This window comes from Paracoccus sp. R86501 (assembly GCF_042466435.1).
Lineage (GTDB): Bacteria > Pseudomonadota > Alphaproteobacteria > Rhodobacterales > Rhodobacteraceae > Paracoccus.
The window spans coordinates 509,196-532,803 of sequence record NZ_JAXHPZ010000001.1 but is presented as its reverse complement, the minus strand read 5'-3'; the positions used below and the strand labels follow the sequence as shown (position 1 = coordinate 532,803).

24 protein-coding genes, 1 tRNA gene and 1 riboswitch are annotated in these 23,608 nt (G+C 63.9%); of the genes, 12 read left to right on the top strand and 13 right to left on the bottom strand.

Annotation, left to right across the window (positions count from 1 at the left end; all coding sequences use genetic code 11):
- Nucleotides 1–14: 14 nt before the first annotated feature.
- Nucleotides 15–144: riboswitch (FMN riboswitch) on the bottom strand.
- A gap of 52 nt (nt 145–196) precedes the next feature.
- Nucleotides 197–1,327, bottom strand: a complete 1,131-nt coding sequence (gene tgt / locus SJY40_RS02725; protein ID WP_378942440.1) for a tRNA guanosine(34) transglycosylase Tgt — start codon at nt 1,325–1,327, stop codon at nt 197–199.
- 139 nt (nt 1,328–1,466) lie between these two features.
- On the opposite strand from tgt, the gene SJY40_RS02720 reads away from it, so the two are divergent.
- The 4 genes from SJY40_RS02720 (at nt 1,467) to SJY40_RS02705 (ending at nt 3,200) form a co-directional block, all read left to right on the top strand.
- Nucleotides 1,467–1,823 (top strand): SUF system Fe-S cluster assembly protein, encoded by a 357-nt coding sequence (locus SJY40_RS02720; protein WP_378942437.1) that lies wholly within the window; start codon nt 1,467–1,469, stop codon nt 1,821–1,823.
- A 73-nt stretch (nt 1,824–1,896) separates the two neighbouring features.
- Nucleotides 1,897–2,268: a HesB/IscA family protein gene (locus SJY40_RS02715; RefSeq protein ID WP_378942435.1), complete on the top strand. Its 372-nt coding sequence runs from the start codon at nt 1,897–1,899 to the stop codon at nt 2,266–2,268.
- A gap of 64 nt (nt 2,269–2,332) precedes the next feature.
- A complete protein-coding gene (tpiA, locus tag SJY40_RS02710; RefSeq protein WP_378942432.1) occupies nt 2,333–3,073 on the top strand; it encodes a triose-phosphate isomerase in 741 nt (246 codons plus the stop codon).
- Between the two features lie 50 nt (nt 3,074–3,123).
- Nucleotides 3,124–3,200: transfer RNA gene (locus SJY40_RS02705), tRNA-Arg, on the top strand.
- Between the two features lie 26 nt (nt 3,201–3,226).
- On the opposite strand, the gene SJY40_RS02700 is transcribed toward SJY40_RS02705, so the two are convergent.
- The 10 genes from SJY40_RS02700 to SJY40_RS02655 all read right to left on the bottom strand — a co-directional run bounded on the left by SJY40_RS02700 (nt 3,227) and on the right by SJY40_RS02655 (nt 13,195).
- Entirely contained in the window at nt 3,227–4,012 is a 786-nt protein-coding gene (locus SJY40_RS02700; RefSeq protein WP_378942429.1) for a hypothetical protein, read from the bottom strand.
- Between the two features lie 74 nt (nt 4,013–4,086).
- Nucleotides 4,087–4,833 (bottom strand): hypothetical protein, encoded by a 747-nt coding sequence (locus tag SJY40_RS02695; RefSeq protein WP_378942427.1) that lies wholly within the window; start codon nt 4,831–4,833, stop codon nt 4,087–4,089.
- Nucleotides 4,823–5,905 (bottom strand): GSCFA domain-containing protein, encoded by a 1,083-nt coding sequence (locus SJY40_RS02690; protein WP_378942425.1) that lies wholly within the window; start codon nt 5,903–5,905, stop codon nt 4,823–4,825. Before SJY40_RS02690 ends, SJY40_RS02695 begins: the two co-directional genes overlap by 11 nt.
- A 66-nt stretch (nt 5,906–5,971) precedes the next feature.
- A complete protein-coding gene (locus SJY40_RS02685) occupies nt 5,972–7,009 on the bottom strand; it encodes a hypothetical protein (RefSeq protein WP_378942422.1) in 1,038 nt (345 codons plus the stop codon).
- Nucleotides 7,010–7,460: 451 nt separating this feature from the next.
- Nucleotides 7,461–8,438 carry an ABC transporter ATP-binding protein gene (locus SJY40_RS02680; protein WP_378942420.1) on the bottom strand — a complete coding sequence of 326 codons (978 nt, stop codon included), beginning with the start codon at nt 8,436–8,438 and terminating at the stop codon, nt 7,461–7,463.
- On the bottom strand, nt 8,435–9,448 hold the full coding sequence (locus SJY40_RS02675; RefSeq protein WP_378942417.1) for an ABC transporter ATP-binding protein: 1,014 nt from the start codon (nt 9,446–9,448) through the stop codon (nt 8,435–8,437). Before SJY40_RS02675 ends, SJY40_RS02680 begins: the two co-directional genes overlap by 4 nt.
- Nucleotides 9,435–10,310, bottom strand: coding sequence for an ABC transporter permease (locus SJY40_RS02670; protein WP_378942415.1), 876 nt, complete (start codon nt 10,308–10,310; stop codon nt 9,435–9,437). Before SJY40_RS02670 ends, SJY40_RS02675 begins: the two co-directional genes overlap by 14 nt.
- 3 nt (nt 10,311–10,313) lie before the next feature.
- Nucleotides 10,314–11,267: an ABC transporter permease gene (locus SJY40_RS02665; protein ID WP_378942413.1), complete on the bottom strand. Its 954-nt coding sequence runs from the start codon at nt 11,265–11,267 to the stop codon at nt 10,314–10,316.
- Between the two features lie 60 nt (nt 11,268–11,327).
- Nucleotides 11,328–12,938, bottom strand: coding sequence for an ABC transporter substrate-binding protein (locus tag SJY40_RS02660; RefSeq protein ID WP_378942411.1), 1,611 nt, complete (start codon nt 12,936–12,938; stop codon nt 11,328–11,330).
- The gene (locus SJY40_RS02655) at nt 12,935–13,195 is read right to left on the bottom strand and encodes a hypothetical protein (protein WP_378942408.1); all 261 of its coding nucleotides are present in this window, start codon (nt 13,193–13,195) and stop codon (nt 12,935–12,937) included. Before SJY40_RS02655 ends, SJY40_RS02660 begins: the two co-directional genes overlap by 4 nt.
- 15 nt (nt 13,196–13,210) lie before the next feature.
- Between SJY40_RS02655 and SJY40_RS02650 the strand changes: the two genes are divergently transcribed.
- Both SJY40_RS02650 and SJY40_RS02645 read left to right on the top strand, forming a co-directional pair.
- Nucleotides 13,211–13,828, top strand: a complete 618-nt coding sequence (locus SJY40_RS02650; protein ID WP_378942406.1) for an aspartate/glutamate racemase family protein — start codon at nt 13,211–13,213, stop codon at nt 13,826–13,828.
- A gap of 109 nt (nt 13,829–13,937) precedes the next feature.
- Entirely contained in the window at nt 13,938–15,818 is a 1,881-nt protein-coding gene (locus SJY40_RS02645; protein WP_378942404.1) for a PhoX family protein, read from the top strand.
- A 54-nt stretch (nt 15,819–15,872) separates the two neighbouring features.
- Here the strand turns inward: SJY40_RS02645 and SJY40_RS02640 are convergent, their stop codons facing one another.
- Nucleotides 15,873–16,292 carry a helix-turn-helix domain-containing protein gene (locus tag SJY40_RS02640; RefSeq protein ID WP_378942401.1) on the bottom strand — a complete coding sequence of 140 codons (420 nt, stop codon included), beginning with the start codon at nt 16,290–16,292 and terminating at the stop codon, nt 15,873–15,875.
- Between the two features lie 83 nt (nt 16,293–16,375).
- Between SJY40_RS02640 and SJY40_RS02635 the strand changes: the two genes are divergently transcribed.
- From SJY40_RS02635 to SJY40_RS02610, 6 genes are all read left to right on the top strand, one after another.
- Nucleotides 16,376–18,538, top strand: a complete 2,163-nt coding sequence (locus tag SJY40_RS02635) for a heavy metal translocating P-type ATPase (RefSeq protein WP_378942399.1) — start codon at nt 16,376–16,378, stop codon at nt 18,536–18,538.
- 137 nt (nt 18,539–18,675) lie between these two features.
- On the top strand, nt 18,676–19,446 hold the full coding sequence (locus SJY40_RS02630) for an ABC transporter ATP-binding protein (RefSeq protein ID WP_378942397.1): 771 nt from the start codon (nt 18,676–18,678) through the stop codon (nt 19,444–19,446).
- A gap of 38 nt (nt 19,447–19,484) precedes the next feature.
- Complete coding sequence (locus SJY40_RS02625) at nt 19,485–20,258, top strand: transporter substrate-binding domain-containing protein (RefSeq protein ID WP_378942394.1); 774 nt, start codon at nt 19,485–19,487, stop codon at nt 20,256–20,258.
- Nucleotides 20,259–20,295: 37 nt separating this feature from the next.
- Complete coding sequence (locus SJY40_RS02620) at nt 20,296–21,024, top strand: ABC transporter permease (protein WP_378942392.1); 729 nt, start codon at nt 20,296–20,298, stop codon at nt 21,022–21,024.
- Nucleotides 21,024–21,803, top strand: coding sequence for an ABC transporter permease (locus SJY40_RS02615; protein WP_378942389.1), 780 nt, complete (start codon nt 21,024–21,026; stop codon nt 21,801–21,803). Before SJY40_RS02620 ends, SJY40_RS02615 begins: the two co-directional genes overlap by 1 nt.
- Before the next feature lie 23 nt (nt 21,804–21,826).
- On the top strand, nt 21,827–22,729 hold the full coding sequence (locus SJY40_RS02610; protein WP_378942386.1) for a homocysteine S-methyltransferase family protein: 903 nt from the start codon (nt 21,827–21,829) through the stop codon (nt 22,727–22,729).
- 9 nt (nt 22,730–22,738) lie between these two features.
- Here the strand turns inward: SJY40_RS02610 and aroE are convergent, their stop codons facing one another.
- Nucleotides 22,739–23,581 carry a shikimate dehydrogenase gene (aroE, locus tag SJY40_RS02605; RefSeq protein WP_378942384.1) on the bottom strand — a complete coding sequence of 281 codons (843 nt, stop codon included), beginning with the start codon at nt 23,579–23,581 and terminating at the stop codon, nt 22,739–22,741.
- Nucleotides 23,582–23,608 lie beyond the last annotated feature (27 nt).

The window sequence follows — 23,608 nt, the reverse complement described above, 5'->3', positions numbered from 1 at the left end:
GGGACAGGATCAGCCACGGTTCTCTTCCATCCGGACTATACCGTCGGCCCCGGAATTTCACCGGATCTGCTGACCCCCTTCGAAAAGGGGCGCTCGCGGGCTATCACCGCCGGTGGGGAATTTCACCCCGCCCTGAGAACAGGTTGAACATAACGCCCTGATTGCCCCGCGCAAGAGTGACGCGGCGCAAAAAGCATCACAGCGGTTCGATATCGCCCTGCGCGCGGTCGGCGTGGAATTTTACCACGAATGCATCCAGCGTGCCTGCTGCGATCGCATCGCGCAATCCGGCCATCAGCTGCTGATAGTAATGCAGGTTGTGCCATGTCAGCAGCATGCCGCTGATCATCTCGCCCGACCGGAAAACATGGTGCAGATAGGCGCGGGAATAGCCGGTGCAGGCGGGACAGCTGCAGGTTTCGTCCAGGGGGCGCGGGTCGTCCTGATGGCGGGCGTTCTTGATGTTGACCTGACCGCGATGCGTCCAGGCCTGCCCCGTTCGCCCCGACCGCGAGGGCAGCACGCAATCCATCATGTCGATGCCGCGCTGAACGGCGCCCACGATGTCGTCGGGCTTGCCCACGCCCATCAGATAGCGCGGCTTGTCTTCGGGCAGGAAACCGGGCGCGTAATCCAGCACGCCGAACATCGCCTCTTGCCCCTCGCCCACGGCAAGGCCGCCGACGGCGTAACCGTCAAAGCCGATATCGGTCAGGGCTTTCGCCGATTCCTCGCGCAGGTCGCGGGTCACGCCGCCCTGCATGATGCCGAACAGCGCATGGCCCGGACGGTCGCCAAAGGCGTCGCGCGACCTCTGTGCCCACCGCATCGACAATTGCATGGATTTGGCAACTTCGGCCTCGGTCGCGGGCAGTGCGGGGCATTCGTCGAAGGCCATGACGATGTCAGACCCCAACAGGCGCTGGATCTCCATGCTGCGTTCGGGGGTCAGGTGGTGCTTGGAGCCATCGACATGGCTGGAGAAGGTCACGCCCTCTTCGGTCAGCTTGCGCAGGCCGGCCAGCGACATGACCTGAAAACCGCCCGAATCCGTCAGGATGGGCCGGTCCCAGTTCATGAACTTGTGCAAGCCACCAAGACGGGCGACACGTTCGGCCCCGGGGCGCAGCATCAGGTGATAGGTGTTGCCCAGCAGGATGTCGGCACCGGTTTCGCGCACCGATCCGGGCAGCATCGCCTTGACCGTCGCCGCCGTCCCCACAGGCATGAAGGCGGGCGTGCGGATTTCGCCGCGCGGCGTGTCGATGACGCCCGTGCGTGCCGCGCCATCCGTCGCATTAAGTGTGAATGAGATGCGTTTCGTCATGATGCCGCCTGTCGCTTGAACCGGGTCGCTGGAACCGGACGTATCTAACCGCAGCGTCGTTTGGGCGCAATGCCGGGCCACCACTGGACCGCGGCCTTGGGGTGCCCTATATAATTGGTCGGAATTGAAGGATGAAGTGATGACCGAACCCCTGATGGAAGGCGCGCCGCTGATCACGCCCTCGACCACGGACCATCCGCTGTACGAGGCGATCGTCGAGGCGTGCAAGACGGTGTATGACCCGGAAATTCCGGTCAACATCTATGATCTGGGCCTGATCTACACGATCGAGGCGAACGACCAGAACGAGGTGCGCGTCACCATGACCCTGACCGCCCCCGGCTGCCCCGTTGCGGGTGAGATGCCCGGTTGGGTTGCCGATGCGATCGAACCGCTGCCTGGCGTCAAGCAGGTCGATGTCGAAATGACCTTCCAGCCCCAATGGGGTATGGACATGATGTCCGACGAAGCACGGCTGGAACTGGGCTTCATGTAAGCTTTCACGGCCTGCGGGGTTGAAGCACCGCAGGCCGGATGACTATCTTGAGGGTCAGGAAAAGGATCCCGCCATGTTCGCCATACCCGGCACCGCCCCCGTCACCATCACCGCTCAGGCCGCGACGCAGATTGCGCGTCTGATGGCCGGCAAGGACGCCTATGGTCTGCGGATCGGCCTGAAGAAGGGCGGCTGCGCGGGCATGGAATACACCATGGAACTGGCCCAGACCCCCGATGCCAACGAAGAGGTCATCGAACAGGATGGCGCCCGCGTCATCATCGCGCCCATGGCGCAGATGTTCCTGTTCGGCACGGAAATCGACTATGAGACCGGCCTGCTGGAATCCGGCTTCAGGTTCCGCAATCCGAATGTCACCGACGCCTGTGGCTGCGGCGAATCCGTGCGGTTCGAGCCTTTGGAAGGCAGCCGCGCCCAAAGCTGATCCTTTCGATATTGCGCCTGTGCCACAGCGTGACTAGCCTTCCCGACAGGAGAAGGAGACACCTATGGTACCGCGCAAGATTGCCGCCGGCAATTGGAAGATGAATGGCGACCTGGCGGCATTGTCGCAATTGGACCAGATGGCAGGATCAATCGACGGCGGCTGCGACGTCGTGATCTGCCCGCCCGCCCTGCTGATACATCCGATGGCATCCAAGGCGGCCCCCGGCATCCATGTCGGCGGTCAGGATTGCCACGCCAAAACCAGCGGCGCCCACACCGGCGATCTGGCTGCTGCGCAGTTGCATGACGCCGGTGCTACGCATGTGATCCTGGGACATTCCGAACGCCGCGCCGATCACGCCGAGACGGATGCCGATGTCAGCGCCAAGGCCATCGCCGCGCATCAGGCGGAACTGATCACCATCATCTGCGTCGGTGAAACCGAAGATCAGCGTGACAGCGGAGATACGCTGCAGGTGATCTCGGGTCAGCTGGCAGGCTCGGTGCCCGATTGCGCCACGGCCGCGAACACCGTCATCGCCTATGAACCGGTCTGGGCAATCGGTACTGGCCGTACCCCCACTGACGACCAAATCGCCGAAGTTCATGCCCGCCTCCGCGCTGATCTGTCCGACCGTTTCGACGATGGCGCGCAGATGTCGCTGCTGTATGGCGGCAGCGTCAAACCTGCCAATGCCACCCAGATCTTTGCGCTGCCGCATGTGAACGGCGCGCTGGTCGGCGGCGCCAGCCTGAAGGCCGCGGATTTCACCCCGATCATTCAGGCCCTGTCGAAGGCCTGAGGCATTTTCACCATTGCACCGCCTGATCCACATCGGTAATCAGGCGGCAGGCACCCGTAGCTCAGCTGGATAGAGCGCTGCCCTCCGAAGGCAGAGGTCACAGGTTCGAATCCTGTCGGGTGCACCAGATTTCCCCATTCACGACCGAAACGTTTACGGCTGTCGCGCTGTGATGGTCCAATCCTTGACGCGTTTGGCGGTATGGGCGGCAAAGGCCTTGCGGGCGGGAATGCGCAGCGGGCTGGGCTGGATCGGCGGGCAATCGACCGCGTCAAAGCTGTAGCCGGTGTGGTGCAGTTCCGGCAGGAAGGCGCATTCCACGATCCGGCGGGCGGTATCGCCATACATGTCACGACGACGGCTGGCCTCTTTTGGGCGTTCGGTGGTCTTGGTGGTGATATCGCCGATGGCCACACTGTCGGGCAGGTCCAGTTCCCGGCGGACCTGTTCCAGATCCTCGGTCAGATGCTCTTGCCGGATGCAATAGTCATAGAAGGGAATGCCCCGCACGCCATACAGCACGAAGTCGGTCACGAATTCGCCGCCTTCGACGAATTTGGTGAACTCGGCGCTGTCTTCCAGACGGCTCTTCTTCAGATAGAAGAACTGCGAGATGATCTTTTCCCATGGGTTCCGCTCGACCGTGATGATCTTGTAGTCGGCCACCCGCTCGCCGAACATCATATAGGGATGGGCGATGTTGGAATGCTCCTTGAAGCCGAACTGCTGCTTCTTGCCCCCCTTGTCGATGTCGAACAGGTTCTTCTGCATCGACAGGGCATTGGCCGGTTCATCCGCAAAGCGCGGCTCGCGGCGTTCGGCCAGATCGGTGACGATGTCACCTTCTGTGCAGGCGCGTGACAAAGCGATCTCGACCGTGGTTCCGGCGGTCTTCTTGGTCTTGACGAAAATGAACTTTCTGGAATGGCAGATGATCATGGGGGTCTTGTCGCCTGATGTTGGTGTCGTGATGCGCTTGATCCGGGGGGCCGATACCGGCCCCCGGATGCGCCCTATTTCGACTGCAGTTGAGCAGTCTCTTGTGGCTGTCTGGCGGGTTGGCCCACCAGGTCGAAAATCCGCTCGGCCACGGCCTGACACCAGCGGTCATTGCCGTGCAGCACGTCCTGAGCCTGATATTCCGGCAGCAGTCGCAGCTGATCATCGCCCGTTTCGGCCCGCACGTCGATGACGGTCACGCCGATCGCCGACAGCCTGTCGGCCATCACCTGATCATAGGCCAACCAAGCGTCCTTCTGATTGTCGGGATAACGGCAGGCCCCCAGCAGGAAGGACACCGACGGCACATGCCGCAGCAGCTGTTCGTGGAACCCCACGAAGGTCTCGACATAATCATGCGCCGCTGCCCGCAGGATCTTGCGCGAGAACAGCGCCCCGTTATTGGGATCGGCGGATTGCACCTTGCGGGCAAAACGATAGCTGGCCGCGCCAAGGGACGACACGACCGGCAGACCTGCCGCCAGGATGGTCTGCAGCTGTCCGTCCAGCCGTTCGCGGGCCTTGACCATCACCTGGATGACATCGGCATCGGCGCGGGGAAACGCCTCGTGGATCAGGGCCGATGAGATATGCAGACCGCCGTCATCGGTCGCATAGAACTGGCCGTCGAAATGCTTGGCGGGGGCCGTCATCGAATGCCGGAAGACGATTGCCGGGGCCAGATGCTTCCAGACCGACATCGCATGGCTGTCACCGATGACGGAGGCTTCCAGATAGGCGCGCTCGATCCTAGTTTTCATTGTATTTGTCCAGTTCGACCTCGTCGCAAATCGCATCGCCCTCGGCCAGGGCGATATCGGCCCGCGCCAGCGCGTCCGCATCATCGTCGGGCCGGGGTGGTCCCGCGCTTGCATCATCGACGCCCAGACCTGCCAGGAAATGTCGCATGACAAAGGCGACACCCTCGGCGGTCACCTCGCGCCGGTCGGCTTCGAACATCGGCAGGGACAGCGCCGGATGCGAGACAAGTTCATACGAGGGGAAATAATCCACGTCGTCGTGCAGATCAGCCATCTCGCCCGCAACCGCGCGCAGGATCGATTTCGATTTCACCGTAGATACCAGCACATGCGCGCCGGGAACCGCAGTGGCCGTTAGTGGCACCGGCGATACCGTCAGGATCATCCGCATCTTTGGGTTCACTGCATGCAGAAGGTCGCGAATTTGCTCCAGCTCGTTCAGGATCGTGGCAAAGCGGGCATTGGTGAACTGGTGCCGGTCGGGGTCGAAATCGCCCGCCTGCGTGCCGGGACAGCTGGCATAGACCAAACCCGTCTGCGCATTTCGCCAGGTTTCCGTCAGCCCAAGCGTAAAGATGAAAACACTGCCCTGTTCTATCCCCTGGCGCATCGCCGACAGGGTCGCATCGCGTGCGGCGAACAGGTCATCGGGGCTTTCAAAGCCGCCCGGCTCGATCGAGGGGCGCACCGGGTCAAAGCATTCGTCGCCATCCACCCAGATTTCGCGATCCATCCGCGACGGGTCCACCATCCATTGCAGCCATTGCAGCAGCATCGAGGCCGTATAGACGTTCCCCGCCCGGAACGAAAAAACGCCATAGCCGAACTGTTCCCGCATCTTTTCGGGCAACATCGCTGGCGCCTTTTCAACCAGCATCCGGTTCAGCCCCGCATGGTGCAGCGCCTTGCCGATATGCTGGGCAAAGCACGACCCGACCGTCAGAAAACCGTCGTCCGTCGACAAGGGGATCGTCGGCGACCACAGCTTCGGCAGCAGTTTTCCCGTACCGGCGTGACGGGCAACACCCGTCCGCCAATATGCCTGTGCAGGTAGCTTGCTATAGGGATTCATATCAACCTGACCTTGAACTCGTAAAACATCGTGCAAATGACAATAACATATCGGGCAAGCCGCGGATCAATTCGATGAGGTGGAAACCGCGACCTTTTCAATTTCAGCGGGTTTTCGCACCAGCCAATCCGCGTCGTAGTAATTCGCTTCCACGATCAGGGCGCATTCCTTGCGCAGCTTCTGTTCGCGTTGCTTGGACTGCTGGAGCAGCTTCTTGAACTTGCCGTCCTCGGATCGGTCGGCTTCGGCCATTTGCTGCTTCATTTCGCGTCGGCTGGCGGCTTCATCGCCGATCTTTTGCCAGAAGACCGCCGCATGCGCCCGTTTTTCGTTCAGCGGTGCCAGATAATGGTCCAGCGACCGGAACAGCCCGCTGTCGACCAGCAGATTTTCGAATTCGGCCGTATGATCCGCCTCCTCCAGGCGTTCGATGCCGTGATAATGGTACATGCGGATCTGCGGGCCCGGCGGGAAATCTTTGCCATCGACCGGATAGTTGAACTCGGGGCCCAACTCCTCGAAGCGGGCGCCCGAACGGGCGATGGCCACTGGCAAGGACGCCTGATCCAGCCAGGGACGCTTGGCTTCGTCATCGACGCTGTCGTCGAAATCCAGCGTCATGGCGGTGTCCAGCCACAGCTCTCCGAAGCGGTCGCCCGAAGGCGTCACCTCGGGGAAGGCCACGAAGCCTGCGTTGAAATAGGGCGGGTGTTCGCGGTCGGTCCGCAGCATCTTGACGCGATCCTCGGGGGTGGTCAGGCCAAAGATCGCATAGGTCGCATCCCAGACCTCGATGAAGCGCCGCGCAAAGCCCGCCACCGATTCGGGCACGACGGCGACCGCATCGGGCTGGAACAACCGCAGGTCGTCCATCGGACAGGTGATATAGGTGTCGGTATCGATGAAGATACAGAATTCCGTGTCGCGCCGCTCGGCAACCGCTAGGATCTTGTTTCCGTGCAGGTAAGGCTTGTTATAGCGGCGGCGGTTGAACTCCAGCTCGCGCGTCAACTCGCGGATGGGGGCGTTCATATCCTGATGGAATTGGCGCACGCGTTCGGGAATGTCCTGCAGCGTGCCCTTGGGGCAATAGGGAATGATCACCGCATCAGGGTGATGTTTCCTGAGTGATATCAATAAAGGAGCAGCCGGTGAAATCAGATGTGGCGGATCAATGACATAAATGATCGAGCACCGGCCAGAATCTAATAAGTTATTCAAGTGTCCAGACCTGTGACTATTACCATATACATAAGGCGGAAATCCTTGGGATTACCTATTAACTTTCATAAAATACGGCTTTTTGTCGAGTCCTATCGTTAAGAGAAGGTTAATGCCGTGATGGAATTGCAAAACACGTAGTGCGTGCAATGACCCTGGCGGGGACAATCCCTTTGAAAAGCTGATGTCCCAAAGTGAAAACGACCGCTGCCGTATTTGGCAGCAGTCGTGCGGGCGTGGACTGTGCCCTGCCGAAACATGTGATCCGCTCGGCGGTCAGGCCAAGCGGATGCGCGCGCCCTGCCTCATCATTCGGGCCCATCATGCGGGCCCATCATGCGGGAATGGGTTCACCCGCACGCAGACAGGCCACGCGGCGACGCGGGCCGGGCCGCTGCACGGGTGGCAGCGCTTGACGGCAGGCCTCTACCACCAGCGGACAGCGCGGCGCAAAGGGACAGGCGTCGGGGCGCGTTTCCAGCGCGGGGGGCGATCCGGGGATGGCGTCCAGCCGCGTGCCGCGCGCCACGTCATGCAGGTTCGCCGCCAGCAACCCTTGGGTATAGGGGTGCTGTGGGTTGCGGATGACCTCGCGGGTGGTGCCTTCCTCAATGATCTGGCCCGCATACATGACCGCGATCCGTTCGGAAATTTCGACCGCGACGCCGATGTCATGGGTGACGAAAATCACCCCCATGCCGAATTCCTTCTGCAACTCGCGCAGCAGCAGCAGGATCTGGATCTGCACAGTAGCATCCAGCGCCGTGGTCGGTTCATCCGCCAGCAGCAGCCGCGGACGACAGGCCAGCGCCAGCGCGATCATCACCCGCTGCCGCATGCCGCCCGACAGTTCATGCGGATAGTTCTTCATTCGCCGTTCCGCCGAAGGGATGCGCACACGGTGCAGCATGTCCAACGCGACATCCATCGCGTCTTCGCGGCTGACGCCTTTGTGGCGCATGACCGTTTCCGCGATCTGCTGGCCGATGGTGTAAACAGGGTCCAGCGCCAGCCCCGGGTCCTGGAACACCATCGACACGTCGCCGCCGCGATAGGACCGCAACCGCTTGCCAGACAGCGTCATGATATCGGTGCCGTCAAAGTCGATTGACCCGCCCAGATCGGTGCGCTTTTCGGGCAGCAACCGCAGCAGCGTCTTCAGCGTCACGCTTTTGCCCGACCCGCTTTCGCCCAACAGGGCCAGCGTCTCGCCGTGTTTCAGTTCCAGCGACAGATCGTTGATGGCATGGACATTGCGCGCGCCCTTGAAGCGGACGTCCAGATTGCGGATTTCCAACAGATTATCGCTCATGCCGTGATCCCCTTTCCTGCGTCGGGATGCCCCGAGTTGGCATCATGCAGATGGCAGGCCACCCAATGCGCCGATCCCTGCACGCGCGGCGCCAGAACCGGATGGCGGGACTTGCAGACCGGTGCGGCCAGCGGACAGCGTGTATGGAAACGGCAGCCTGATGGCGGGTCGATGGGGTTCGGCGGATCACCCGCCAGCGGCAGTTTTTCGGTGCGGTTGTCGGGGTCCATCGAGGGCATCGCGGAAAACAGCGACCGCGTATAGGGATGCGCCTGATCGGCCCAGATCTGGTTGACGGGGGCGATTTCCACCACTTCGCCCAGATACATCACCAGGATGCGGTCCGAGATATAGCGGACTACGTTCAGGTCATGGCTGATGAAGATATAGGTCAGCCCGAATTCCGCACGCAGATCGGCCAGCAGGTTCAGGACCTGCGCCTCGACCGATTTGTCCAGCGCACTGACGGCCTCGTCCAGCACCACGACCTTGGGGGACATGGCCAAAGCTCGGGCGATATTCACCCGCTGGCGCTGACCGCCCGACAGTTCATGTGGATAGCGATGGGCAAAGCGGTCCGCCGCCAGCCCCACACGGTCCATCAGGCGACGCGCCCGCCCAAGCGGATCATCCAGACCCTGCACCCGCGCACCAAAGGCCACGCTGTCCAGAATGGTCATCCGCGGGTTCAGCGACGCATAGCTGTCCTGAAACACCATCTGAATATCGCGCCGCAGCGCCCGCAGGTTCATGTCGCGGCCAAGGGTCTTGTCGTTCAGGACGATATCGCCCTCGTCGCGCTCGGTCAGCCCGATCAGCAGCTTGGCCGTCGTGGATTTGCCGCAGCCGGATTCGCCGACGATGCCGAGGGTTTCGCCGGGGGCGACATCGAAGCTGACGCCATCGACGGCCTGCACCAGCGCTTGCGTACGGCCAAGGATGCCGCCCTTGATGGGAAAGTGCTTTTTCAGGTCGCGCACGCTCAGCAGGGGTTTGTCAGTCACGGACATTCATCGCACTCCTTAGACCGTCGCTCAGCAGGTTCAGGCACAGCGAGGTCGCGAAGATCATCACGCCGGGCAGCGCCGCCAGCCATGGGTTCACATAAATGGCCGACCGCAGCGTGTTCAGCATCAGCCCCCATTCGGGTTCGGGCGGGCGCACGCCGATGCCCAGAAACGACAGGCCCGCCGCCAGGATCATGCAGACCGAGGTCAGCGAGGTCGCATAGACGAAGACCGGCGACAGCACATTGCCGATGACATGCACGCGGATCACCGTCAGCGCGCTGGCCCCCGATGCGCGGGCCGCGTCGATGTAATCCAGCTGGCGGACGCCCGAGGTCACCGCCTCGGCCACGCGGGTCACGGGCGGGATGAAGACGATGGTCAGCGACACGAGGCTGTTCAGCACCCCTGCCCCCAGGGCCCCCGAAATGGCGATCGCCAGCAAGACCGAGGGGAAGGCGAAGAACACATCGACCACCCGCATGATGATCGTGTTGGTGACGCCGCCGACATAGCCCGCGATGACACCAAGCGCGCCGCCGATGAAGAAGGCCAGCACCACCGGCATCAGCCCGATGAACAGCGTCAGCCGCCCGCCATAGATCAGACGGGCCAGCATATCGCGGCCCTGTTCGTCGGTGCCCAAGGGATAGTCGGGGGTGCCCAATGGCTTCAGGCGGGCAATCATCGACCCCTTGTAGGGATCGGCCAGACCCAGCCATGGCGCGAAAATGGCCGACAGCACCAGCAGGGCCAGCACGGCCAGACAGGCCATGGCCACCGGATCGCGCCTCAGCCGCGACAGGACAGTCGACCAATAGCCGCGATGGGTGGGCGCCGGAACGGCGGTTTCTACCTGCGACATCGCTCAGGTCCTTTTGATACGTGGGTCGATGGCGGCCTGAGCCACGTCGACGATCAGGTTCATGCCCACAAAGAACATCGCCAGAATCAGGATCGTGCCCTGCAGCAGCGGCAGGTCGCGCTGGAAGATTGCGTTCGACAGCAGGAAGCCCGACCCGGGCCAGTTGAAGACCGTCTCGATCAGGATGGACCCGCCCAGCAGATAGCCCAGTTGCAGACCCATCACCGACAGTGCGGTGGCGGCGGCATTGCGCGCGACATGGCGCAGGACATCGCCGCGGCTAAGGCCTTTGGCATAAAGCGCCTGCACGAAATCCATCGACAGGATGTCTCCGGCCAGCGCCCGCACGGTGCGTGCCACGATGCCGATGGGCACCACGGCCAGCGTCACGGCTGGCAGCACCAGATGCCGGATATGCGCCCAGTCCCAATGCCAGTCCTGCGACCCGCCCGGCCCCGCGCCCATCGATGGCAGCCAGCCCAGATTAACCGAAAAGATGATGACCAGAACAATGCCCAGCCAGTAATTGGGAACCGAGACACCGGTGATCGACAACGCCGTGATGAAGCGGTCCAGAATGGTGTCGCGGAAATATCCCGCCAGAAATCCAAGGAACGTCCCGATCGGAAAGGCGATGACCGCAGCGGCGCCTGCCAACAGCAGCGAATTGCCGACGGCGCCGAAAACCTCGCCGGCGACGGGGCGGCCCGTGGCGATGGAGCGGCCCATCTCGCCCTGCAGCAGGTTCGCGATCCAGATCAGGTATTGCACCGGCAGCGGTTTATCCAACCCGTATGCGGCGCGCATGGCTGCCTGCTGTTCGGCGGTGGCATCCACAGGCATGATCGCCGTCAGCGGATCGCCGGGCGCAATCTGCACCAGCATAAAGCAAACAACCGAGACCCCGAAGGCGACCGGCAGCACAAGGATCAGGCGTCGAAGAAAATAGCTGAGCACGTCGTGATGTCCCGCGAAATGACGCCACCGGCCAAGGGGCCGATGGCGCGGGGTTTCAAATCACTCGGCCATCGTGATGGACGAGAAGTTCTGGTACCAGTTCTGCGACTGCACGAAGCCCTGCACCTTGGGCGACATGGCGCGCGGCGCGACGTCATGGGTCACCATCAGGAACAGCGCGTCATTGACGAATTTTTCGTGCGTGGTGCGCAGGATCGCGTCCTGTTCCTCGGGGTCGAAGGTGGTCTTGATCTGCTTGAACAGGTCCTGCATCTCGTCGTCGCAGTAATGACCCCAGTTGGTGCCGTTCGGGGCGACCAAGTCGCAGTCCAGGTGGCGGATGAAGCCGGTGAAGGGATCCTGGATGAAATAGGTGAAGTTGATCGACTGCGACCCCTCGACCGCCGGATCATCGGCGCCCGCACGCCACAGGTTGATCATCTGGTTCCATTCCACGACCATGAACTCGACGTCGATCCAGGCCTCGGCCAGCGATTGCTGGATGTATTCGTTCATCGGCAAGGGCAGCATTTGGCCCGACCCGGAAGGCGAGATCAGCGCCTTGACCTGCAGGTGGTTGTCGGGGCCGAAACCCGCTTCGGTCATCAGGTCCTGTGCGGCGTCAATGTCATAGGTCAGCTTGAAATCGGGGTTGCCGAACCACTGCGAATTGGGCGGCACGAAGCCCTGCGCCGGGATCATCAGACCACCCAGCAGCGCGCCCATGCCCTCGCGGTCGATGGCAAGGTTGGCGGCCTTGCGCACGCGGATATCGTTCCAGGGCGATCCTTCCAGCCGCGACAGGTGCCACGTCCAGTTGTGCGGATAGGCGTTCGAGGACACGACAAAGCCGTTCCCCTCCATCGCGGGGATGGTGTCGGGGGCCGGTGCCTCGATCCAGTTGACCTGCCCCGACATCAGCGCCGCCGAGCGTGCGTTGGATTCCGGCAACGGGATCAGCACCAGCTTGTCCAGTTTCGGCACGCGCGCATCGTCCCAATATTCGGCGTTCGGGACCATTTCGGCCCGTTCGCGGGGCACGAAGGTTTCCAGCTTCCACGGGCCGGTCCCCGAGGGATGTTCCGCGACCTTTTCCCAATCCTTATCCTGCGCTTCCCAGTTCGCCTTTGAGGACATCATGATCCATGCCAGCTGATAGGGCAGCGTCGCGTCGGGTTCCTTGGTGATGATCTCCAGCGTCAGGTCATCGACCGCGCGATAGCTGGCGATGGCCGGGATGCGCGACTTGCCCTGCGCGGATTGGCGGGGGTCGTATTGCTCGGAATCCTCGACCAGCAGCTTGTCCAGGTTCCAGACGACGTTTTCGGCATCGAAGGTGCTGCCGTCATGGAAGGTCACGCCTTCGCGCAGCTTGAAGGTCCACTTGGTGGTATCCTCGGGATCGACCGACCATTCCGTCGCCAGCCCCGGCGTCAACACGGACGGCTTGTCGGCGCTGGTCAGGTCCCAGTTGATCAGCGCGTCATAGACCGTATAGCCCATGAAGCGCAGACCCTCGCCGCCCTGATCGGTCTGGCCGGTGGTCAGCGGAATGTCGGATGCCGTCATGCCGATCCGCAGCGTTCCCTGCGCGCTGGCACCATGGGCGCCCAGCACCGCAACCGACAGCGCCAATGCGGCAAGGCCTTTTCTGAGGTGAAGCAATGTCATTCTCCATTGTTGGACAGATTCTCGCCGGTCAGATCGGCGTGGGTTCTGGTCGCCCGTTTTTCATGGCCGACCATCGCGGCCCCGGCCCGGAACTGCACGATGCGCGGGTCGGGAAAACCATTCCAAAACGGCGATCCCCGCGCGGCTGCCCAACTGCTGGTCAGATTGTTCAACAATTTCTGCAATGCAGAAAAAGCACTCGGCAAACCCATGATCGGCATGGACTTTTTCGAAAGCCCGACCCGTCCATCACCCATGACTGGGGACAAGACATGATTCTTTTGGCCAATCCGAACGCCAATGCCGCAACTACCGCCCGAATGTGCACCATCGCGGCACCGTTCCTGCCCGATCTGCGCGGGTGGACGGCTCCGCATGGGCCCGACGTGATCCAGACGCCCGGCCAATTGACCACTGCCGGCGATCAGATCGCGGCACTGGAACCGCCCGCGGGGTGTCGGGGCGTGATCGTGGCGGCCTTCGGCGATCCGGGTGCCGATCGGCTGGCGGCGCGGCTGGACTGCCCGGTCATCGGCATCGGCGCGGCGGCGGCACAGGCGGCACGGGGGCGCGCCTTCGGTGTCGCCACGACGACGCCGCATCTGCGCGGTGACATCGATGTCCTGATGCGCAGCCATGCGGGGGGCGCGCCCTATCTGGGGTGCTTTCTGACCCAAGGCCCTGCCCTTGCCGTGATGTCCGATCCGCAACGACTGGATGAGGCGCTGCTGGATGCAGTGCGCGACGCCGCATCTGCCGGCGCGCAGGTCGTCGTCATCGGTGGCGGCCCCTTGGCGCAGGCAGCTGAACGCATCGCGGCCCGCAGCCCCGTCCCGCTGATCCAGCCCATCCCCGAGGCCGCCCGCCTGATGGCGGGCCTGCTGACATGAAACCTTCGCACTCCCGTCAGAAAACTGATGGAAATCAGGCGTAGGCCCAGCGTCATCCGGCGGTCACACCGACCGCCGCCTTGCACAATGACGCAAAAGGGGCCTGGCCATGAACAAGCAGGACATCGCAAACCTGTCGTGGGACGAATTCGACGAATTGCGCGACCCGCGCGCCGAGACCAACGGCTTCGACGCCGTGGTCGAACGCGCCCTGTCGCGCCGGGGCTTTCTGGGTGCGGCGCTGGCCTTCGGGTCGGGCGCGGCGGTGATGGGGACGGGCATCCTGGGGTCGGCGACCTCGGCCCGCGCGCAGGCTTCGGCATTCGCGTTCCAGCCCATCGGCATCGCCACCGATTTCGACATCCATGTTCCGCAGGGCTATCAGTGGAAGCCGCTGGTCCGTTGGGGCGACGCGCTGTTTTCGGATGCCGAGGGTGCCTATTCGCCCGAAAACGGCGTTGCGGTCGAGATGTCGGACAAGGTCTTCGGCGAGAACACCGACGGGATGGAGACCTTTACCGATGGCGACAAGATCATCCTTGCCATCAACTCGGAATACGCCAACCCCGAGATCAACCTGCCTGCCGAAACCGAAGGCATGCCGCAGACCGCCGATCAGGTCCGCATGCTGAAGAACATCCAGGGCGTCACGGTTCTGGAAGTCGCGCAGGGCGACGACGGCTACAAGGTGGTCGTGGACAGCCCCTACAACCGCCGCATCACGCATGAAACACAGATGACCATGGACGGCCCCGCAGCCGGTTCGGCGCTGGTGCAGACCAAGGCCGACCCCGAAGGCATGTCGCCCAAGGGCACGATGAACAACTGCGGGTCGGGCAAGACGCTGTGGGGCACCTATCTGACCTGCGAGGAAAACTTCAACGGCTACTTCGGCGTGGCGGGCGATCACCAGCCGTCCGAGGGCGAGACGCGCTATGGCATCGGTGGCGAAAGCCGCTATGCCTATGAGAAGTTCGACGAACGCTTCGATCTGGCGGTCGAGCCGAACGAGCCCCACCGCCATGGCTGGGTGACGGAAATCAATCCGCTGGACGCACAATCCACCCCTGTCAAGCATACCGCCCTTGGCCGTTTCAAACATGAAAATGCCGAAATGGTGCAGGCCAATGACGGTCGCATCGTCGTCTATATGGGCGATGATGAACGCGGCGAGTTCATGTATAAATACGTCTCGAGCGGGACATGGGCCGAAGGTCAGCCGACCGATGGGTTGCTGTCGGATGGCACGCTGTATGTTGCCAAATTCAACGACGACATGTCGGGCGAATGGCTGCCGCTGACCCCCGAAACCACCGGCATGGCCATGGACGAGATGCTGGTCTTTTCGCGCATGGCCGGTTCCAAGGTCGGCGCGACCACGATGGACCGCCCCGAATGGATCGCCGCCAACCCGCTGCGCTGCGAGGCGTATTGCGCGCTGACCAACAACAAGAACCGTGGCGTGAAACCGAACGAGGGTGGCGATGAAACCCCCGTCGGCGGCCCCAACCCGCGCGAGACGAACAACTATGGCCAGATCGTCCGCTGGCGTCCCACGGGCGAAGATCACGGCGCGACCGGCTTTACCTGGGATCTGTATGTCATGGCGGGCAACCCGACCGTTTATGACAACAAATATGCCGGCTCGGACAACGTGAACGAAGGCAACATGTTCAATTCGCCCGACGGGATGGCGTTTTCGTCCGACGGGATGCTGTGGATCCAGACCGATGGCGAGGACACCAACGAAGGCGAATTCGCGGGTCAGGGCAACAACCAGATGCTGGTCGGCAACCCCGAAACCGGCGAGATCGCCCGCTTCCTGACCGCCCCCAAAGGCGCCGAGGTTACCGGCCTGACATGGTCCCCCGACCGCAAGACCGCCTTTGTCGGCATCCAGCATCCGGGCGGTTCATGGCCCGACAATCAGGGCAAGCCGCGGTCGTCCGTCATCGCCGTCTGGCGCGAGGATGGCCAGACCATCGGCTGATCCCCTGCCCTTCCGATCCTTTAGATGGCGCGCCCGCAACGGCGCGCCATTTCGCTATTCGGCGTGGTCCTGGGCACAAAGGTCGTGATTGCCCAGAACCTCGATCACGCGACAATCGGCGATGGTGCCATGCGAACACTGGGTCAGCATCCGCTCCAACTCCTGCTGCAGCGCCGTCAGCCGCGCGATCCGTGCCTTGACCGCAGCCAGCTGCCGCGTCGCGATGACATCGGCCGCCGCACAGGACCGGTCGGGATCATCGGCCATGCCCAGCAGTTCCTTGATGTCGGCCAGCGGAAAGCCGAGGTCGCGCGCGTGGCGGATGAAGGTCAGCCGCTGCAGCATCGCCTGATCATAGACCCGCTGGTTACCCGCGCTGCGTTCAGGCGCCGACAACAGGCCGATTTGTTCATAATAGCGGATGGTCGGGATCTTGATCCCGGTCCGGCGGCTTATTTCTCCGATACCTGGCATGTTCACCCCTTGAACCTCTAGCGACTAGATATCTTAGGTCTGGGGCAAGCAAGAAACAAGTTCACCACCGAAAGGGCCGCCAGATGGGAAATCGTCGCGAATGGGCCGTCACCGGCATGGATTGCGCCGGCTGCGCCGCCAAGATCACCCGCGCCGTCGAACGCCTGCCGGGCGTCAGCACGCCGCAGGTCACGGTCATGGCGCAAAAGCTGACGCTGGACAGCGACGGCACCACCCCCGACAGCCGGATCGAGGATGAGGTCCGCCAGTTGGGCTTCGGTATCACGCCGCGCGGCGCGGACGCCGGTCATGGCCACGACCACGGGCCGCAGGACGGGCCGTGGTATGCGTCAGCCAAGGGGCGGCTGGTCATCGTCACCGGCCTGCTGCTGGTCGCGGCCTGGGTCATTCGGCTGACCACCGGGGGGGCGGTGGGGCATTGGGCCTTCGTCGCCGCCTGCCTGATCGGCGTCGCGCCCGTCGCCCGCAGCGCCTTTGCCATGCTGCGCCGCGGCCAGCCCTTCACCATCGAAAGCCTGATGACCATCGCCGCTGCCGGTGCCCTGCTGATCGGTGCCGCCGAGGAAGCCGCGCTGGTCGTCTTCCTCTTCGCCGTTGGCGAAGTGCTGGAGGGCGTCGCTGCCAACAAGGCCCGCGACAGCATCCGCGCCCTGTCCGATCTGGTGCCCAAGACCGCGCTGCTGGAACAGGACGGCAAAGCGCGTGAAGTGCCCGCCGCGTCGCTGGAACCCGGACAGATCGTGCTGGTGCGTCCCGGTGACCGCATCCCCGCCGACGGGCGCATCATCGACGGTATCAGCGGCATCGACGAAAGCCCCGTGACCGGCGAAAGCGTCCCCGTCACCCGCGGTCCAGATGAGGACGTCTTTGCGGGTGCCATCAACACCGAGGCCGCCCTGCGCGTCACCGTGACGAAATCTGCCGCCGATAACACCATTTCCCGCATCATCCGCCTTGTCGAAGAGGCCGAGGAGTCCCGCGCGCCGACCGAACGCTTCATCGACCGCTTCAGCCGCTGGTACATGCCCGCCGTGGTGGGCTTGGCTGCGCTGACCATCGTGATCCCGCCGCTGGCCTTCGGGCAGGTCTGGGATGTCTGGATCTATCGCGGGCTGGCGCTGCTGTTGATCGGCTGCCCCTGCGCGCTGGTCATCTCGGTCCCGGCGGCCATCGCCTCGGCGTTGTCGTCGGGGGCGCGGCGCGGACTGCTGATGAAGGGCGGCGCGGTGATCGAGGCTGCCGCCCGCATTCGCCATGTCGCCATCGACAAGACCGGCACGCTGACCCATGGCCGCCCGCAGGTGACCGACGTGCTGCCCGCCCAAGGTGACGCGAACCGCCTGCTGTCGCTGATGGCAGCGATCGAGGCATCCTCCAGCCACCCGTTGGCGCGCGCCATTGTCGGACATGCGGGCGATCTGCCCCTGCCCGCAGCGACCGACGCCCGCGCCATTCCGGGCAAGGGCGTGCAGGCGGTCGTCGATGGCCAGACCCTGACCGTTGCCAGCCCCCGCCACGCAGCCGAGGCGGGCGTTCTGTCCGGCGATCTGCTGGATCGGGCGCAGCGGCTGGAGGAGCAGGGCAAGACCGTCGCCGTCCTGTTTGGCAATGACGTCCAAGGCATGGTCGCGCTCCGCGACGAAGCGCGCGAAGATGCGGCAGAGGCCATGCGGCAGCTGCGCGATCTGGACGTGACCCCGGTGATCCTGACCGGCGACAACCCCCGCACCGCCGCCGCCATCGCAGCGACGCTTGGGACCGACCACCGCGCCCAGATGTTGCCGCAGGACAAGCAGGCGGCCATTCGCGATCTTTCCGCCGATGGCGGCGTCATGATGATCGGCGACGGCATCAATGACGCACCCGCGCTGAAACAGGCCGATGTAGGCGTCGCGATGGGGTCGGGCACCGACGTGGCGCTGGAAACGGCGGATGCTGCGATCCTGCGCGACCGGGTGACCGACATCGCCGCGATGATCCGCCTGTCGCGTGCCACGATGGCCAACATCCGGCAGAACATCGCACTGGCGCTTGGGCTGAAGGGGGTGTTTCTGGTGACCTCGATCTTCGGCATCACCGGGCTGTGGATCGCGATCCTGGCCGATACCGGCGCGACGGTGCTGGTGACGCTGAACGCCATGCGCCTGCTGCGCCATGACCCTGGCCTGGCCGAGGGCGACCGCGCCCCGGCGAAGCCGACCCATGGGCAGCCGCAGCCACGCTGACCAACCAGCACCGGTCACCCCATTGCGATGGGGTGCCGGACGGTTCCGCTTGCCTCGGACGCCCCTTTCCCCCTAAGAGCCGCCCAACACGTCGCGCGCCCCGACTTGGCGGACCGGCGTGCGACAAGGATATGGCCATGGACGACAAGCCCGCAATTCGCATCCGGGATCTGCACAAACGCTTTGGCGCGCTCGAGGTGCTGAAGGGCGTCTCGCTGACAGCCCACCCCGGCGACGTCATCGCCATCATCGGCGGGTCGGGGTCAGGCAAATCGACGCTGCTGCGCTGCATTAACATGCTGGAGCATCCCACCTCGGGGCAGATCGCCATCCAGGGCGAGGATTATCGCATGCGCCCCGCGCGGGGTGGCGGGCTGGAACCGGCCGACCGCAGGCAGGTCCAGCGCATCCGCGCCCAGCTGGGCATGGTCTTCCAGAACTTCAACCTGTGGCCCCATCGCACCGTGCTGGAAAACGTGACCGAGGCACCGATCCACGTCCTGGGCCAACCCCGCGCCCAAGCCATCGACCGCGCGCGGCAGGTGCTGGCCCGCGTGGGGCTGGCCGATAAGGCCGACACCCACCCCATCCACCTGTCGGGCGGTCAACAGCAACGCGCCGCCATCGCCCGCGTGCTGGCCGTCGATCCGTTGGCCATGCTGTTCGACGAACCGACCAGCGCGCTGGACCCCGAACTGGTAGGCGAGGTTCTGGGCGTCATCCGCGATCTGGCGGGCGAAGGGCGCACCATGATCCTGGTGACGCACGAGATGGCCTTCGCGCGTGACGTGGCCAACCGCGTCATTTATCTGCGTGACGGCCGGATCGAGGAGGAAGGCACCCCCGAACAGCTGTTCGGCGACCCGCAATCCCCGCATCTGAAACAGTTCATCCGGTCGGTCATGTGACCCGCCGTCAATTTTCCTGATTTTCGGAAGGATTTCCCATGTTTAGCAAATTCACCCTCGCCGCCGTGGCGGCCCTTGGACTTGCGGGGCCGGCCATGGCCGAAACCCTGAAGGTTGGCGTGTCGGCCGAACCCTATCCGCCCTTCTTCACCCCCGATGCCAGCGGCAGCTGGTCGGGCTGGGAGATTGACCTGATGAACGAGATCTGCACCCGGATCGAGGCCGAATGCGTGGTCACTCCCATCGCGTGGGACGGCATCATCCCGGCGCTGACGACCGGCAAAATCGACATGATCATGGGGTCGATGACCATCACCCCCGCACGGGCCGAACAGATCGCCTTTTCCGACAAATACTATGCCGCGCCCACCGGGCTTATGACGCAGAAGGGGTCGGACATCGAACCGACTGCCGAAGGCGTTAGCGGTGCCTTCGTCGGCGCGCAGTCGGGTTCGATCCAGGAAGTCTATGCCAACAAGTATTACGCCGACACCGCCGGCGCGATCCGCATCTATCAGAACCTAGACGAGGAACTGCAGGACCTTGCAGCCGGTCGCCTTGACGCGGTCATCGGCGACACGCTGGCCATGCAGCCCTTTGCCGACTCCGAGGCCGGTCAGGCCTGCTGCGAATACAAGGGCGCCGTCGAACCCGACCCCGAGGTGCTGGGCTATGGCGCCGGTGCCGGCCTGCGCCAGGAGGATACCGAGCTGCTGGCCCGCGTGAACAAGGCCCTAGCCGAGATCCGCGAAGACGGCACCTATGACCAGATCACGCAGAAGTACTTCACCGTCGACATCTACGGCGACTGATCGACCCTGACAGGACCCGCGAAAGGACCCCCGCCCCATGTTCCAGTCGATCGATTTCAGCCTGCTGGCGCTGGACGCCCCCGGATGGGGTGGCGCGCTGCTGCAAGGCTTCTGGCGGTCGATCCAGCTGGCGGCGGGGGGCTATGCCATGGGCATCGTGATCGGCATTCTGGGGGCCAGCGCGAAACTTTACGGCGGGTTGGTGCTGCGCGATCTGGCGCAGGTCTATACCACCGTCATCCGCGCCGTTCCCGAGCTGGTGCTGATGCTGCTGTTCTATTACGTCGGCACCGACCTGCTGAACCGCGCGGCCCAAGGCATGGGTTTCGCGGGCATCGAGGTGGACGGGCTGGCTGCGGGCATTCTGGTCATCGGGCTGGTTCAGGGCGGCTATGCGACCGAGGTGATCCGCGGTGCCATCCGCGCCGTCCCCCATGGCCAGATCGAGGCAGCCCAGGCCTTCGGCATGTCGCCCATGAAGGTCATGCGCCGCGTCACCCTGCCCGCCATGACACCCCATGCCATGCCCGGCATGGCCAACCTGTGGATGATCGCCACCAAGGATACCGCTCTGCTGGCCGTCATCGGCTTTAGCGAGTTGACGCAGGTGACGCGGCAGGCGGCTTCGGCCACGCGGGCGTATTTCCTGTTCTTCCTGTCGGCGGCGGCGCTTTATCTGGCGCTGACGCTGGTTTCGAACGTGATCCTGCGCCGATACGAGGCCCGCGCCCGTCGCGGGTTGATCGCCGCCCATCAGGCCCGATGATGCGCAACGCCCTGACCCCGATGATGATGCCGCACCGCCTGATCATGGCGGCACTGGCGCTGGCCGGACTGACCGCCATGGCGCTGACCATGCAATGGGATTGGCTGCCCGCGAACCTGCCGCGCCTGTGGGACGGGCTGTTGATGACGCTGGCGATGCTGGCGGGCAGCGTCGTCGCGGGCTTTGCGCTGGCCCTGCCTTTGGCGCTGTTCCAGGTGATGGGTCCGGCACCCCTGCGCTGGCTGTCGCTTGGCTTTTGCACGGTCATCCGCGGCACGCCTTTGCTGTTGCAGTTGTGGCTGTTCTATTTCGGGCTGGGGGCGCTGTTTGCCCAATTCCCTGAAATCCGCGAATCCTGGGCCTGGCCCTATCTGCGGCAGGCCTGGCCCTATGGCTTTCTGGCGCTGACGGTATCCTTTGCCGCCTATCAAGGCGAGGTGATGCGCGGTGCCTTCACCGGCGTCCCCCATGGCGAGTTGGAGGCCGCGCGCGCTGTCGGCATGTCGCCGTGGCTGGTCTTTCGCCGCGTCTGGTTCCCGCGTGCCCTGCACCGGGCCCTGCCGACGCTGGCGGGCGAGATCATCCTGCAGCTGAAGTCCACGCCCCTTGTCGCCACGATCACGGTCACCGATCTTTACGCGGTCATCACCCGCATCCGGCAGACCACGCTTCTGACCTATGAACCCTTGCTGCTGCTGGTGGCCGTCTATCTGTGCCTCAGCGGCATCCTGATCCTTGCCTTGCGCTGGCTGGAAAACCGCGTCCCGACCCAGCGCTGAACCTGAACGAACGGAGCCTTACCATGGCCAAGATCACCCTCCTTGACGGCGGCCTCAGCCGCGAACTGGAACGCTGCGGCGCGACGCTGCGCCAGCCCGAATGGTCGGGACTGGCCCTGATGAACGAACCCGAGAAGGTCCAGCAGGCGCATGCGAATTTCGTCGCGGCCGGCGCGCAGATCGTCACCACCAACAGCTATGCCGTGGTGCCGTTCCATCTGGGCCAGGCACGCTTCGATCAGGACGGCGCGATGCTGGCCCAGCGTTCCGGCGTGCTGGCGCGGGCGGCGGCCGCCACGGGCAGCGACGTCCGTGTGGCGGGCTGTCTGCCCCCCGTCGGCGGATCATACGAGCCGCAGAACTTCGACGCCGCGGATTCGCAGGCGGTGCTGTCGGTGCTGGTTGACAATCTGACGCCGAATGTCGATCTGTGGTTGGGCGAGACGCTCAGCTGCATCGACGAGGCCCGCGCCGCGGCCCGCGCCGTCGCCGATACCGGCCTGCCGCTGTGGATTTCCTATACCCTGCGCGACGAACTGCCCGATCAGCTGGATAGCCCCGTGCTGCGGTCGGGCGAAGGCGTGGCGGATGCGGTCCGCGCGGCCATCGAGGCGGGCGCACAGGCGGTGCTGTTCAACTGCTCGATGCCCGAGGCGATGCAGCCCGCGATCGAGGCGGCCCTGCAGGTCGTCCGCGAGGGTGGCCATGACATCCCGGTCGGCGTCTATGCCAATGCCTTCACCGCTGAAGACGACGGCGCCGCCAACGAGGTCCTGTCCGGCATCCGCAAGGATCTGGACCCCGAAGGCTATGGCACCTGGGTGGATCGCTGGCTGGCGGCGGGCGCGACGATCATTGGCGGCTGCTGCGGCATCGACGCCCCCCATATCGCCGCGCTGAAGTCGCATCTGGACCGTCAGGCCTGATCAGCGCCTTTAAAGCTTCAGGTCCAGCAGGGCCTGACGCATCACCGCCGGATCGGCATCCTTGCCGGTCCAGTACTTGATGCCGATGACGCCCTGCTGGACCAGCATCCCCAGACCATCGGCGGTCTTGCAGCCCTTGTCCTGCGCGGCCTTTAGAAGGCGCGTCAGCGGCGGATTGTGGATGCCGTCGGCCACGACCATATCAGGCGTGATGCTGTCCAGATCGATGTCGGGCATGGCATCGACATCGGGATACAGCCCGACCGAGGTCGCGTGGATCACGATGTCGGTCCCAGCCGGAACGCTGAACGTCCCCTCCCATGCGGCATAGCTGGCCTTGGCGTCGGTGTTGTCGTTCAGCAGGTCCACGACCTCTTGCCCGCGATCCCTGCTGCGGTTGACGATGGTGATTTCGGCAGCACCCGCCAGCGCGACTTCGACGCCCACGGCGCGGGCGGCACCGCCCGCCCCGAACAGCACGACGCGCTTGCCCTTGGGGTCGCAGACCTCTTGCAAGGCCTTGACGAAGCCGCGCCCGTCGGTGTTTTCCCCGATCAGCCGGTCGCCGTCGCGCACGATGGTGTTGACCGCCCCGATGATGCGGGCCGAGGTGCCCAATTCGTCCAGATGCTCGATCACCGCGACTTTATGCGGGATCGAGCAGTTGAAGCCGCGCCACTCCATCGCGCGGGCACCCCGCACGGCATCGCCCAGATCGGCCGGATCCACCTGACAGTTCACATAGCGCCAATCGAGGCCCATGTCGCGATAGGCGGCCTCGATCATGGCGACGGTGGGGTTCTCGGCGGCGGGCTTGGCGAATGAGCCGGTCAGCGGCAGAAGAAAGTTCATGGCATGTCCTTCAGGGTATCGTTCGGT

Excerpts from the sequence above, each read along its gene's own strand:
- aroE (WP_378942384.1), bottom strand. The coding sequence starts at position 23,581 with ATGAACTTTCTTCTGCCGCTGACCGGCTCATTCGCCAAGCCCGCCGCC.
- SJY40_RS02680 (WP_378942420.1), bottom strand. The coding sequence starts at position 8,438 with ATGAGCGATAATCTGTTGGAAATCCGCAATCTGGACGTCCGCTTCAAG.
- SJY40_RS02620 (WP_378942392.1), top strand. The coding sequence starts at position 20,296 with ATGTTCCAGTCGATCGATTTCAGCCTGCTGGCGCTGGACGCCCCCGGA.
- SJY40_RS02615 (WP_378942389.1), top strand. The coding sequence starts at position 21,024 with ATGCGCAACGCCCTGACCCCGATGATGATGCCGCACCGCCTGATCATG.
- SJY40_RS02610 (WP_378942386.1), top strand. The coding sequence starts at position 21,827 with ATGGCCAAGATCACCCTCCTTGACGGCGGCCTCAGCCGCGAACTGGAA.
- SJY40_RS02650 (WP_378942406.1), top strand. The coding sequence starts at position 13,211 with ATGATTCTTTTGGCCAATCCGAACGCCAATGCCGCAACTACCGCCCGA.
- tpiA (WP_378942432.1), top strand. The coding sequence starts at position 2,333 with ATGGTACCGCGCAAGATTGCCGCCGGCAATTGGAAGATGAATGGCGAC.
- SJY40_RS02690 (WP_378942425.1), bottom strand. The coding sequence starts at position 5,905 with ATGAATCCCTATAGCAAGCTACCTGCACAGGCATATTGGCGGACGGGT.
- SJY40_RS02655 (WP_378942408.1), bottom strand. The coding sequence starts at position 13,195 with ATGGGTGATGGACGGGTCGGGCTTTCGAAAAAGTCCATGCCGATCATG.
- SJY40_RS02695 (WP_378942427.1), bottom strand. The coding sequence starts at position 4,833 with ATGAAAACTAGGATCGAGCGCGCCTATCTGGAAGCCTCCGTCATCGGT.
- SJY40_RS02670 (WP_378942415.1), bottom strand. The coding sequence starts at position 10,310 with ATGTCGCAGGTAGAAACCGCCGTTCCGGCGCCCACCCATCGCGGCTAT.
- tgt (WP_378942440.1), bottom strand. The coding sequence starts at position 1,327 with ATGACGAAACGCATCTCATTCACACTTAATGCGACGGATGGCGCGGCA.
- SJY40_RS02675 (WP_378942417.1), bottom strand. The coding sequence starts at position 9,448 with ATGTCCGTGACTGACAAACCCCTGCTGAGCGTGCGCGACCTGAAAAAG.
- SJY40_RS02645 (WP_378942404.1), top strand. The coding sequence starts at position 13,938 with ATGAACAAGCAGGACATCGCAAACCTGTCGTGGGACGAATTCGACGAA.
- SJY40_RS02720 (WP_378942437.1), top strand. The coding sequence starts at position 1,467 with ATGACCGAACCCCTGATGGAAGGCGCGCCGCTGATCACGCCCTCGACC.
- SJY40_RS02630 (WP_378942397.1), top strand. The coding sequence starts at position 18,676 with ATGGACGACAAGCCCGCAATTCGCATCCGGGATCTGCACAAACGCTTT.
- SJY40_RS02715 (WP_378942435.1), top strand. The coding sequence starts at position 1,897 with ATGTTCGCCATACCCGGCACCGCCCCCGTCACCATCACCGCTCAGGCC.
- SJY40_RS02660 (WP_378942411.1), bottom strand. The coding sequence starts at position 12,938 with ATGACATTGCTTCACCTCAGAAAAGGCCTTGCCGCATTGGCGCTGTCG.
- SJY40_RS02700 (WP_378942429.1), bottom strand. The coding sequence starts at position 4,012 with ATGATCATCTGCCATTCCAGAAAGTTCATTTTCGTCAAGACCAAGAAG.
- SJY40_RS02625 (WP_378942394.1), top strand. The coding sequence starts at position 19,485 with ATGTTTAGCAAATTCACCCTCGCCGCCGTGGCGGCCCTTGGACTTGCG.
- SJY40_RS02635 (WP_378942399.1), top strand. The coding sequence starts at position 16,376 with ATGGGAAATCGTCGCGAATGGGCCGTCACCGGCATGGATTGCGCCGGC.
- SJY40_RS02640 (WP_378942401.1), bottom strand. The coding sequence starts at position 16,292 with ATGCCAGGTATCGGAGAAATAAGCCGCCGGACCGGGATCAAGATCCCG.